Below are 12,720 nucleotides of genomic sequence, written 5' to 3' on the forward strand. Positions count from 1 at the left end.
CCAGCGACCCGCTGTTGCCGTATTACCCTTAATTCGCCGCCGTTCTCCAAACCCGAGTGCCCATGAACGAACAGTTGCAACCTCTCAAGAAACAACCGCGAGCCGGCAAGGCCGGTCGCAGCGGAACCCAGGACGATATCGTCTACGCGCATATCTTCGAAGCGATCCTCGAACAACGCCTGGCGCCCGGAACCAAGTTGAGTGAAGAGGCACTGGGCGAAATCTTCGGCGTCAGCCGCACCATCATTCGCCGTGCACTCTCGCGCCTGGCCCATGAAGGCGTGGTGTTGCTGCGGCCCAATCGGGGTGCGGTGGTGGCCAGCCCCAGTGTCGAAGAAGCGCGCCAGGTGTTCCTGGCCCGGCGCCTGGTGGAGCGAGCGATTACCGAGCTGGCAGTGCAGCACGCCACGGCCGAACAATTGGCCGAGCTGCGTCAGATGGTCAACGACGAGCGCGACAGCTTCTCTCGTGGCGATCGCGGTGCCGGCATCCGCCTCTCCGGCGAGTTCCACCTCAAGCTGGCCGAAGCGGCGAAGAATGCGCCACTGATCAGCTTCCAGCGCAGCCTGGTGTCCCAGACCTCGTTGATCATCGCCCAGTACGAAAGCGGCAACCGCTCGCACTGTTCCTACGATGAGCACACGCAGTTGATCGACGCGATCGAAGCGCGCGATGCAGGGTTGGCAGTGAATTTGATGATGCACCACATGGACCACATCGACAGCAAGCTCAACCTCGATGAGGAAAGCGCGTCGGATGATTTGCATGCGGTGTTTTCGCATTTGTTGCAGACCAAGAAGCCAGGGCGCTCTTCGGTCAAGCTCTGATGTGCCAAGCTCACCACTAACAAAATGTGGGAGCGGGCTTGCTCGCGAAAGCGGTGGAACAGTCAGCCTATCCAGGGACTGACACTCCGCCTTCGCGAGCAAGCCCGCTCCCACATTTGTTTTGCGGTGTGGTCAGGATCAGCGCTGATGCACCAGTTTGCCAGCCGCGTAGGTCTGTAGAATCGTCCGATCATCCCCCAGCGTCATCAGCACAAACAACGTCTCGGCAATGTTCTGGGCCTGCTTCAGGCGATAGCTCAGCAGCGGTGTGGCGTTGTAATCCAGCACCAGGAAATCCGCATCGGTGCCGGGCTGCAACGTGCCGATCTTGTCTTCCAGGCGCAGTGCCTTCGCACCACCCAATGTGGCCAGGTACAGCGACTTGAACGGGCTCAAGCGTGCGCCCTGCAACTGCATGACCTTGTACGCTTCGTTCAAGGTCTGCAGCAGCGAGAAGCTGGTGCCGCCGCCCACGTCCGTGCCCAGGCCCACATTCAGGCTGTGCTTCTCCGCCATCGGCAGGTTGAACAGGCCACTGCCGAGGAAGAGGTTCGAGGTCGGGCAGAACGCGACCGCCGAGCCCGTCTCCGCCAGCCGCGCGCACTCGTCGTCACACAAGTGCACGCCGTGGGCAAACACCGAGCGCTCGCCGAGCAATTTGTAATGGTCGTACACATCCAGGTAGCCGTTGCGCTCCGGGAACAGCGCCTTCACCCACTCGATTTCCTGCTTGTTCTCACTGATGTGAGTCTGCATGTAGAGGTCCGGGTATTCGCTCAGCAACTGCCCTGCGAGGGTCAGCTGTTGCGGTGTACTGGTCGGTGCGAAACGCGGCGTCACGGCGTAGTGCAAACGGCCCTTGCCATGCCAGCGCTCGATCAGCGCCTTGCTTTCCTGGTAACCGGACTCGGCGGTGTCGGTCAGGTAGTCCGGGGCATTGCGATCCATCATCACCTTGCCGGCGATCATGCGCAGGTCGAGTTTCTCGGCGGCTTCGAAAAATGCATTCACTGACTGCGGGTGCACACTGCCGAACACCAGCGCGGTGGTGGTGCCGTTGCGCAGCAATTCCTTGATAAAAATATCCGCGACTTCTTCGGCGTGGGCCTTGTCGGCGAACTGGCTTTCGCACGGGAACGTGTAGGTGTTGAGCCAGTCCAGCAATTGCTCGCCATAGGCGCCGACCATGCCGGTCTGCGGCAGGTGGATATGGGTGTCGATCAGGCCCGGGGTGATCAGCGCGTCCTGGTAATGGGTGATTTCGATATCGGCGGGCAATGTCGGCAGCACGTCGCTGGCATGGCCAACTGCACTGATCCGGCCGTTTTCAATTACCAGCAGGCCATCCTCGAAATACTCGTAGGAGGCTTCGATCCCAACGATAGCGGGGTCGGCGAGGCTGTGCAGAATGGCGGCACGGTAGGCTTTGCGAGTCAAAGGCATGGTCATCTCAATTCTTGGCAAAAGAAGTCAAAGCTTGGCTGCGGCGCGAGGCCGGCAGCAGTTTGGCAATGGGTTCGGCGCTCGCAGTGTGCTGGCCGAAATTGGCGTTATAGGTGGCGATGATTTCGCCGGCGATGGAGATCGCGATCTCCACTGGCAATTTGCCCTTCACCTCGGTGAGGCCCATCGGGCAATGCATACGCTGCAGTTGCGCGGTATCAAAACCGCGATCACGCAGGCGGTGTTCGAACTTGACGCGTTTGGTCTTCGAACCGATCAGGCCGAAGTAGGTGAAGTCATTGCGCTTGAGCAGGGCGGCGGTCAGTTCCAGGTCCAGCGCGTGATTGTGGGTCATGACGATGCAGTAACTGCCCACCGGCAGGTCGGCAATTTCGTCGACCGGCTCTTCGCTGACGATTTTACGCACGCCTTCGGGGATATGTTCCGGAAACTCCTGGTCACGGGAGTCGATCCAGCGCACCCGGCACGGCAGGCTCGCCAGCAGGGGCACCAGCGCGCGGCCGACATGGCCGGCGCCGAACACGGCGATCTGCGCCTGCACCTGGCCCATGGGTTCGAACAGCAGCACGGTCACGCCACCGCAGCACTGGCCGAGGCTTGCACCCAGACTGAAGCGTTCCAGATGGGTGTTCTGCTGGCCACGTACGAGCATGTCGCGGGCGATCTGCATCGCCTTGTATTCCAGGTGGCCGCCGCCGATGGTGTCGAAGGTCTGCGCGGCGCTGATGACCATCTTCGAGCCCGCATTGCGCGGCGTGGAGCCGAGCTCTTCGATGATGGTCACCAGTACGCAGGGTTCACCGCGGTTCTGCAGGTCGGCGAGGGCGCTGATCCAGTAGTTCATGATTACCTCAACATCTCTGTTGTCAGTCCAACCGCTATCGCAGGCAAGCCAGCTCCCACATTTGATTGGGTTCACACATCAACATGTGGGAGCCGGGCTTGCCCGCGATGGCAGCGCCTGGGTCTAAAGCGAAGCCAGCTCGGTTTGCGTTTCCACAGCTTTTGCGGCAGTCAGTTGGCGCATTTGCTCACACCCCCACAACACGCGCTCCGGCGTCGCCGGCGCATCGATCTGCGGCTGATGGCGATAGTCACCCAGGCTCGCCACGGCGTCCTTGATCGCACACCACGAAGCAATCCCGAGCATGAACGGCGGCTCGCCCACGGCCTTGGAATGGAACACCGTGTCTTCCGGGTTCTTGCGGTTTTCCACCAGCTTCACGCGCAGGTCCAGCGGCATGTCGGCGACGGCCGGGATCTTGTAGCTGGCCGGGCCGTTGGTCATCAGCTTGCCCTTGTTGTTCCACACCAGCTCCTCCATGGTCAGCCAGCCCATGCCCTGGATAAAGCCGCCTTCGACCTGGCCGATGTCGATGGCCGGGTTCAGCGAGGCGCCCACGTCGTGGAGGATGTCGGTGCGCAGCATCTTGTACTCGCCGGTCAGGGTGTCGACGATCACTTCGCAGCACGCCGCGCCGAACGCGAAGTAGTAGAACGGCCGACCGCGCGCCTGGCTGCGGTCGTAGAAGATTTTCGGGGTCTTGTAGAAGCCGGTGCTCGACAGCGACACCTGGGCGAAATACGCCTGTTGGATCAGCGCCTCAAAGGTCAGGATCTGGTCACGCACGCGCACATGGCCGTTGTGGAATTCCACGTCCGCTTCGCTCACGTCGTACTTGCGCGCGGCGAATTCCACCAGGCGTTGCTTGATGGTTTCGGCGGCGTTCTGCGCGGCCTTGCCGTTCAGGTCGGCACCGCTGGAGGCAGCGGTCGGCGAGGTGTTGGGCACTTTGTCGGTGTTGGTGGCGGTGATCTGCACACGGTCGATTTCGACCTGGAACACTTCGGCCACCACTTGCGCGACCTTGGTGTTCAAGCCCTGGCCCATTTCGGTGCCTCCGTGGTTGAGGTGAATGCTGCCGTCGGTGTAGATATGGATCAACGCACCGGCCTGGTTGAGGAAGCTTGCGGTAAACGAAATACCGAACTTGACCGGGGTCAGCGCCAGGCCTTTTTTCAGGATCGGGCTGTGGGCGTTGTACAGGCGAATCGCTTCGCGGCGCTCGGCGTATTGGCTGCTGGCTTCAAGCTCGGCGGTCATCTCTTCGAGCATGTTGTGCTCGACGGTCTGGTAGTAATGCGTGACGTTGCGCTCGGTCTTGCCGTAGTAGTTGGCTTTGCGCACGGCCAGCGGGTCCAGCGCCAGGTGACGGGCGATGGCGTCCATCACTTCCTCGATGGCGACCATCCCTTGCGGGCCGCCGAAACCGCGATAGGCGGTGTTGGACGCGGTGTTGGTCTTGCAGCGATGGCCGTTGACCGTGGCATCGCCCAGGTAATACGAGTTGTCGGCGTGGAACATCGCGCGGTCGACGATCGAGTTCGACAGGTCCGGCGAGCAACCGCAGTTACCTGCCAGTTCCAGGTTGATCCCGTGCAGGCGTCCGCTGTCGTCGAAGCCCACGTCGTATTCGATATAGAACGGGTGGCGCTTGCCGGTCATCAGCATGTCTTCGACGCGCGGCAGGCGCATCTTGGTCGGCTGGCCGGTGAGGCGCGCGACTACGGCACACAGGCATGCCGGGCTGGCGGCCTGGGTTTCCTTGCCGCCGAAACCGCCGCCCATGCGGCGCATGTCGACGACGATTTTGTTCATCGACACGTCGAGTACTTCGGCCACCAGTTTCTGTACTTCGGTGGGGTTCTGCGTGGAGCAGTAGACAATCATGCCGCCGTCTTCGGTGGGCATCACCGAGGAGATCTGGGTTTCCAGGTAGAAGTGTTCCTGGCCGCCGATATGCAGGGTGCCCTGGATGCGGTTTTTGGCGGTCGCCAGGGCGCCCGTCGAATCACCGCGCTGGTGGGTGTGGCTGTCGAGCACGAAATGTTTTTTGCGAAAGGCTTCGACCACGTCCAGCACCGGTTCGAGGTCCTCGTATTCGATCACCGCCGCCATCGCCGCCTGGCGGGCGGTCTCCAGGTCACGCGCGGCCACGGCGAGTACCACCTGGCCGACGAACTGCACGGTGTCGATGGCCAGCAACGGGTCGCCGGGCATCAGCGGGCCGATGTCCTTCAGGCCGGGCACGTCTTCATGGGTGATGACTATGCGCACGCCGTCGAAGGCGTAGCAGGGCGCCGTATCGATGCTGACGATGCGGGCGTGGGCGCGGTCGGACATGCGTGCATACAGGTGCAACTGGTTGGGGAATTCCAGGCGGTCATCGATGTACTGCGCTTCACCGCTGACGTGCTTGGCGGCGCTGTCATGCTTGACGCTGCGGCCGACCCCGGAGGTGAGGTCCTGGGCAAACAGCTCGGCGAGTTCGGCCTGGGTTTTGACCACGACGTGATGGTTAGACATAAGCGGTCACCCGAGTCTCGATATGCGGCGTTTGCAGTTCGATGAAGTATTTGCGCAACAGGTTCTGGGCGCTGAGCAGGCGGTATTCCTTGCTGGCGCGAAAGTCCGACAGCGGGGTGAAATCCTCGGCCAGGGCGGCGCAGGCTTTCTCCACCGTGGCGGCATTCCAGGTCGCGCCGACCAACGCGGCTTCGCAGCTTTTCGCGCGTTTGGGCGTGGCGGCCATGCCCCCGAAGGCGGCACGTGCTTCGCTGATCACGCCGTTGTCGATCTTCAGATTGAAGGCGGCGCAGACGGCGGAAATATCATCGTCCAGGCGCTTGGACACCTTGTACGCGCGAAACAGTGCGTGGCCCTTGGGCACGATGATTTTCTCGATGAACTCACTGTCCTGGCGGGCGGTGACGCGGTAGTCGATGAAATAATCTTCCAGCGCCAGCGTGCGGCGCACATCGCCTTTGCACAACACGATCTGCGCGCCCAGCGCGATCAGCAGCGGCGGTGAGTCACCAATCGGCGAGGCGTTGCCGATATTGCCGCCGAGGGTGCCCTGGTTGCGGATCTGCAACGAGGCGAAGCGGTGCAGCAGGTCGCCGAAATCCGGGTATTCGTGGTGCAGCGCGGTGTAGCAGTCGGAGAGGGCGGTGGCGGCGCCGATTTCCAGGCGATCGTCGAAGTCTTCGATGCGCTTCATCTCTTCGATGTTGCCAACGTAGATCATCACCGGCAGCGTGCGGTGGAACTGCGTGACTTCCAGCGCCAGGTCGGTGCCGCCGGCCAGCAGGCGGGCTTGTGGGTAGGCGTCATAGAGGTCGGCCAGGTCGGCGACGGTCAGGGGCACCAGGCAGCGTTTGTCGCCACTGTTGAGTTCGCCGGTCTGCGTCGGCGCGATGGCTTTGAGGCGGGCGATGGTCTCGGCCTGGCGGCTGTCGAACTGGTCCACCGGCTTGTTGCAGCAGGCCTGTTCGGCGGCGGCCAGAATCGGCCGATAGCCGGTGCAGCGGCACAGATTGCCGGCCAGCGCTTCATGGGCTTTCTGGCTGTCGGGCGCGTCGCTGTTTTTTTGCAGCGCGAACAGCGACATCACAAAGCCCGGGGTGCAAAAGCCGCATTGCGAACCGTGGCACTCCACCATGGCTTTTTGCACGCTGTGCAGTTGGCCTTGATGCTTGAGGTCTTCGACGCTGATCAGTTGTTTGCCGTGCAGGGACGAGACGAAAGTCAGGCACGAGTTGAGGCTGCGATAGCGGATCTGCTCGGCACCCTGGGCATCGCGGTGCAGTTCGCCGACCACCACCGTGCATGCACCGCAGTCGCCGCTGGCGCAGCCTTCCTTGGTGCCGGATTTGCCCAGGTGCTCACGCAGGTAGTTGAGCACGGTCAGGTTGGGGTCCAGGGCGTGCTCGCTACGGAGTTCCTGGTTAAGTAAAAACTGGATCACGGAAGGCCTCGCAGACTCATTATTGTTGTTAACCGCTTTGCGCCGAATCTAGTCATGTCTGACTTTTCGGTCAACGATTTTCTGACCGGAAGGTCAAGAAATTGCGATCACAACACTTTCAATTATGGTCCAGTCTTCTGAAACCGGCGTTTTATGGGGTTTTTGCCTTTTCAGCGCTGCTTATTTCGTGCCAAATTCGCGCTTGTGGGCCCAGCGCCATCAGCCAGCATTTGCGCTACACTGCCGCGCTTGTACCGATAGAAGATTTTGAAGGGAAAACATGACGTTCAAGGCGCCGGACAGTCTCGCCGAGCAAATCGCTCACCACCTCGCCGAACGTATCATTCGCGGCGATCTCAAGCCTGGGGAACGGATCCAGGAACAGAAAGTCACGCTGGCGCTCAATGTCAGCCGTGGTTCCGTGCGTGAAGCCCTGCTGATCCTCGAGCGTCGCCACCTGATCGCGATCCTGCCGCGCCGGGGCGCCCACGTCACCGAACTCACTGCACACAAGGTCCAGAGCCTGTGCACACTGATGGGCGAGCTGTACATCCTGCTCGGCAATGCGGTGGCCCAGGGCTGGCAGGTGCAGGCTGACATGGCGCCGTTCCTGCAGATCCAGCAACGCCTGATCGCCAGCTTCGAGCGCCAGGACATCCGCGCCTTCGTCGAAGAAAGCTTCAACGTGATGCGCGCCGCGTACCCTTTTGCCAACAACCCGTATCTGCAGGAAACCGTCGAGAACCTGCAGCCGGCGATGAACCGCGCCTATTACCTGGCGCTGGATCAACGCAAGGCCTCCATGAGTGAATACCTCGTGCTGTTCGAGCAACTGCTCGCCGCCGTGCTCGCCCGTGACCTGGCGCAGATTCGCCTGGTGCTGTCGGCCTACGGCCAGCGCAGTTGCTCGTTGGTCATCGCTGCGTTGGCGGACGCCTAAGCGTGCGGCTCAAGTGCATCAAACTGGCGGGGTTCAAATCCTTCGTCGACCCGACCACGGTGAACTTCCCCAGTAACATGGCGGCGGTGGTCGGGCCCAATGGCTGCGGCAAGTCGAACATCATCGACGCCGTACGCTGGGTGATGGGCGAGAGCTCGGCCAAGAACCTGCGTGGCGAGTCGATGACCGACGTCATCTTCAACGGCTCCACCAGCCGCAAGCCGGTGAGCCAGGCCAGCATCGAACTGGTGTTCGATAACTCCGATGGCACCCTGATCGGCGAGTACGCGGCCTACGCGGAAATCTCGATCCGCCGCAAAGTGACGCGCGACAGCCAGAACAGCTACTTCCTCAACGGCACCAAGTGCCGTCGCCGCGACATTACCGACATCTTCCTCGGCACCGGCCTGGGCCCGCGCAGCTACTCGATCATTGAGCAGGGCATGATCTCCAAGCTGATCGAAGCCAAGCCCGAAGACCTGCGCAACTTTATCGAAGAGGCGGCCGGCATCTCCAAGTACAAGGAGCGCCGCCGCGAGACCGAAAACCGCATTCGCCGCACCCACGAAAACCTCGCCCGCCTGACTGACCTGCGCGAAGAGCTGGAGCGCCAGTTGGAGCGCCTGCACCGCCAGGCCCAGGCGGCCGAGAAGTATCAGGAATACAAGGGCGAGGAGCGTCAGCTCAAGGCGCAACTCTCGGCCCTGCGCTGGCAGGCGCTGAATGATCAGGTCGGCCAGCGCGAAGCGATCATCGGCACCCAGGAAATCAGCTTCGAAGCGCTGGTGGCCGAGCAGCGCAATGCCGATGCGAGCATCGAGCGCCTGCGCGATGGCCACCATGACTTGTCCGAGCGCTTCAATCTGGTGCAGGGGCGCTTCTACTCGGTGGGGGGCGACATTGCACGCGTCGAGCAGAGCATCCAGCACGGCCAGCAGCGTCTGCGCCAGTTGCAGGACGATCTGAAGGAAGCCGAACGCGCGCGCCTGGAAACCGAATCGCACCTGGGTCATGACCGCACGTTGCTGCTGACCCTCGGCGAAGAGCTGGACATGCTCACCCCCGAGCAGGAAATCACCAACGCCGCCGCCGAAGAAGCTGCCGCCGCGCTGGAAGACTCCGAAACCACCATGCACGGCTGGCAGGAGCAGTGGGACACGTTCAACCTGCAATCCGCCGAGCCGCGCCGCCAGGCAGAGGTGCAGCAGTCGCGCATCCAGCAGCTGGAAACCAGCATGGAGCGCCTGGCCGAGCGCCAGCGTCGCCTGCAGGAAGAGCGCGTGCTGCTCGCCGCCGATCCGGAAGACGCGGCGATCATGGAGCTCAGCGAGCAACTCGCCGAAAGCGAGATGACCCTCGAGGAGCTGGAAGCCAGCGAAGAACAACAAGTGGAGCGCCTGGAGCAATTGCGTCAGCAACTGCAACAGGCGACCCAGGCCCAGCAGCAGGCCCAGGGCGATTTGCAGCGGCTCAACGGCCGGCTCGCCTCGCTCGAAGCCTTGCAGCAGGCCGCATTGGACCCAGGCACCGGCACCGCCGAGTGGCTGCGCGACCAGCATCTGGCCGAGCGCCCGCGCCTGGCCGAGGGCTTGAAGGTCGAAGCCGGTTGGGAGCTGGCGGTGGAAACCGTGCTCGGTGCCGACCTGCAGGCGGTGCTGGTAGATGATTTTGGCGGTTTCGACCTGGCCGGGTTTGCCCAGGGTGACCTGCGCCTGCTCAGCCCCGCCGCCGATGGCACACGGGTGCCAGGCAGTTTGCTGGATAAAGTCGAGGCCGCGATTGATCTGTCGCCGTGGCTGGGGCAGGTCAAGCCGGTTGAATCCCTTGAGCAAGCCTTGGCGCAGCGCGGTCAACTGGCGGTCGGTGAAAGCCTGATCAGCCGCGACGGCTATTGGGTTGGCCGGCATTTTCTGCGTGTGCGCCGCGCCAGTGAAGCGGAAAGCGGCGTATTGGCCCGTGGCCAGGAAATCGTCAACCTGATCGCCGAGCGTGAAGAGCGCGAGGCCACCCTGGAAAGCCTCGAGACCGAACTGCAAACCCTGCGCGCCACCCAGCGCCAGCAAGAGACCGGCCGCGAACACCTGCGCCGGCTGTTGCAGGACGAAGCGCGCCAGCAGGGCGAATTGAAAGCCCAGCTGTCGGCGAGCAAGGCCAAGGTCGAACAACTGACCCTGCGCCGCACCCGTCTTGACGAAGAAGTCGCCGAGATGGGCGAGCAGCGCGCCCTCGAACACGAACAGATCGGCGAAGCGCGCCTGCAACTGCAGGAAGCCCTCGACAGCATGGCGCTGGACACCGAGCAGCGCGAACTGCTGCTGGCCCAGCGCGACAGCCTGCGCGAGCGCCTCGACCGCGTACGCCAGGAAGCCCGGCAGCACAAGGATCACGCGCATCAATTGGCGGTGCGCCTCGGCTCGCTGCGCGCCCAGCACGCGTCGACGGCCCAGGCCCTTGAGCGCCTGGAGATGCAGTCCGAACGCCTCACCGAAAAGCGCGAGCAACTGAGCCTCAACCTCGAAGAGGGCGAAGCGCCGCTGGAAGAGTTGCGGCTCAAGCTGGAAGAGTTGCTCGACAAGCGCATGACCGTCGACGAAGAGCTCAAGACCGCGCAGATCGCCCTCGAAGACGCCGACCGCGAACTGCGCGACGCCGAAAAGCGCCGGACCCAGGCCGAGCAGCAATCCCAGCTGATTCGCGGCCAACTCGAACAACAGCGCATGGAATGGCAAGCCCTGACCGTGCGCCGCAAGACCCTGCAAGACCAATTGCTCGAAGACGGCTACGACCTGCACGGCGTGCTCAACACCCTGACCGCCCAGGCCAACGAAAAAGAAGCCGAAGAGGAACTTGAACGCATTGCCGCGCGTATCCAGCGACTCGGCGCGATCAACCTCGCGGCCATCGACGAGTACCAGCAACAGTCCGAGCGCAAACGTTATCTGGATGCCCAGGATGCCGACCTGGTCGAAGCCCTGGACACTCTGGAAAACGTGATCCGCAAGATCGACAAGGAAACCCGTAATCGCTTCAAAGATACCTTTGATCAGATTAATGGCGGTTTACAGGCGTTATTCCCGAAAGTTTTCGGTGGTGGCAGCGCTTACTTGGAACTGACGGGCGAAGATCTACTCGATACAGGGGTAACGATCATGGCGCGGCCACCGGGCAAGAAGAACAGCACCATCCATTTGTTGTCCGGCGGCGAGAAAGCCCTGACCGCATTGGCCCTGGTATTTGCCATCTTCAAGTTGAATCCGGCGCCGTTCTGCATGCTCGATGAAGTTGACGCCCCGCTGGATGACGCTAACGTTGGACGTTACGCACGACTGGTCAAGGAAATGTCCCAGACGGTGCAGTTCATCTATATCACCCACAACAAGATCGCCATGGAAATGGCCGATCAGTTGATGGGCGTGACGATGCACGAACCCGGTTGTTCGCGATTGGTCGCGGTGGATGTGGAAGAGGCGATGGCGATGGTGGACGCCTAGCGGCGAGTTGCTAGTTGTCAGCGGCTGGCGGCAAGTACTTGAGGCTTATAGCGTGCAGCTTGTAGCTCACAGTTGGCGTCGGGTGTAAGAGGTCGATCAGCGTGTCGAAAGATGGCAAATCGACACATTTCGCGCCAACTGTGTAAAGTTATCTTTGGTCGTGCTAGTTTAATGTCAATTTTTCGTATGCGTGGGCAAAACGTCAGTCAGAACATAGAGTTGGCGCCACGTTTTAAAGCGGTTTGCACGGTGCTAAACCCCTTATTTTTCAGCATTTTTTATTAGAGGCACGGGATTACATGGAAATCGGTCTGCGCGAGTGGCTGATCGTCATCGGCATTATTGTCATTGCCGGTATTCTTTTTGATGGCTGGCGCCGCATGCGCGGTGGCAAGGGCAAGCTCAAATTCCGTCTGGATCGCAACCTGTCCAACTTGCCCGACGACGACGGCGGCGCCGAGCTGCTGGGGCCGCCCCGTGTGCTGGATACCCATAAAGAACCACAACTGGACGAGCATGACTTGCCGTCGATGAGCGCGCCGGTGCGTGAAGCCCGCGAGCCGTCCTCCAAGCGTGGCAAGCGCGCCAACCCTGCCGTGGCCGAGCCACATCAGGGCGACCTCAACCTGGATGTGGACGAAGGCCCGAGCTTCAGCAGCCGCGACGACGACTTCCCGGACGAAAACGTCGGCAAGAATGCCCCGCGCCAATCGGTCAACGATCAGCCGGCCGCCGAAGAAGTGCTGGTGATCAGCGTGATCTGCCGCGACGCCGCTGGCTTCAAGGGGCCGGCGCTGCTGCAGAACATCCTCGAAAGCGGCCTGCGTTTCGGCGAGATGGACATCTTCCACCGTCACGAAAGTATGGCCGGCAACGGCGAAGTGCTGTTCTCCATGGCCAATGCGGTCAAGCCGGGCACCTTCGACCTGGATGATATCGACCTGTTCAGCACGCCGGCCGTGAGCTTCTTCCTCGGCCTGCCGGGTCCGCGTCACCCTAAACAGGCGTTCGATGTGATGGTGGCCGCCGCCCGCAAGCTGTCCCAGGAACTCAACGGCGAGCTCAAGGACGACCAGCGCAGCGTCCTGACCGCCCAGACCATCGAACACTACCGTCAGCGCATCGTCGAGTTCGAGCGTCGTGCACTGACACAGAAACGCTGAGGATTGGTCCTCAGCGTTGTCAGTAGA

8 protein-coding genes are annotated in these 12,720 nt (G+C 61.8%); 4 read left to right on the plus strand and 4 right to left on the minus strand.

What is annotated here, in order from left to right:
• The first annotated feature begins 62 nt into the window (after window positions 1-62).
• On the plus strand, window positions 63-827 hold the full coding sequence (locus AC07OJ_RS16065) for a GntR family transcriptional regulator (protein WP_017477154.1): 765 nt from the start codon (window positions 63-65) through the stop codon (window positions 825-827).
• Window positions 828-965: 138 nt separating this feature from the next.
• On the opposite strand, the gene guaD is transcribed toward AC07OJ_RS16065, so the two are convergent.
• The 4 genes from guaD to xdhA all read right to left on the minus strand — a co-directional run bounded on the left by guaD (window position 966) and on the right by xdhA (window position 7,099).
• Window positions 966-2,270 (minus strand): guanine deaminase, encoded by a 1,305-nt coding sequence (gene guaD, locus AC07OJ_RS16070; protein WP_495094801.1) that lies wholly within the window; start codon window positions 2,268-2,270, stop codon window positions 966-968.
• 7 nt (window positions 2,271-2,277) lie between these two features.
• Window positions 2,278-3,135: a xanthine dehydrogenase accessory protein XdhC gene (gene xdhC, locus AC07OJ_RS16075; RefSeq protein ID WP_065909550.1), complete on the minus strand. Its 858-nt coding sequence runs from the start codon at window positions 3,133-3,135 to the stop codon at window positions 2,278-2,280.
• A gap of 123 nt (window positions 3,136-3,258) precedes the next feature.
• The gene (xdhB, locus tag AC07OJ_RS16080) at window positions 3,259-5,658 is read right to left on the minus strand and encodes a xanthine dehydrogenase molybdopterin binding subunit (RefSeq protein WP_065909552.1); all 2,400 of its coding nucleotides are present in this window, start codon (window positions 5,656-5,658) and stop codon (window positions 3,259-3,261) included.
• On the minus strand, window positions 5,651-7,099 hold the full coding sequence (xdhA, locus tag AC07OJ_RS16085) for a xanthine dehydrogenase small subunit (protein WP_065909554.1): 1,449 nt from the start codon (window positions 7,097-7,099) through the stop codon (window positions 5,651-5,653). Before xdhA ends, xdhB begins: the two co-directional genes overlap by 8 nt.
• 280 nt (window positions 7,100-7,379) lie before the next feature.
• Here xdhA and AC07OJ_RS16090 point away from each other — a divergent pair, with 280 nt between their 5' ends.
• From AC07OJ_RS16090 to zipA, 3 genes are all read left to right on the plus strand, one after another.
• Window positions 7,380-8,039 carry a GntR family transcriptional regulator gene (locus AC07OJ_RS16090; protein ID WP_120449447.1) on the plus strand — a complete coding sequence of 220 codons (660 nt, stop codon included), beginning with the start codon at window positions 7,380-7,382 and terminating at the stop codon, window positions 8,037-8,039.
• A gap of 2 nt (window positions 8,040-8,041) precedes the next feature.
• Window positions 8,042-11,530: a chromosome segregation protein SMC gene (gene smc / locus AC07OJ_RS16095; RefSeq protein WP_106802954.1), complete on the plus strand. Its 3,489-nt coding sequence runs from the start codon at window positions 8,042-8,044 to the stop codon at window positions 11,528-11,530.
• 299 nt (window positions 11,531-11,829) lie between these two features.
• Window positions 11,830-12,693: a cell division protein ZipA gene (gene zipA / locus AC07OJ_RS16100; protein ID WP_065909559.1), complete on the plus strand. Its 864-nt coding sequence runs from the start codon at window positions 11,830-11,832 to the stop codon at window positions 12,691-12,693.
• The last annotated feature ends 27 nt before the right edge of the window (window positions 12,694-12,720 follow it).

Source organism: Pseudomonas sp. GW821-FHT09C08 (assembly GCF_059418125.1).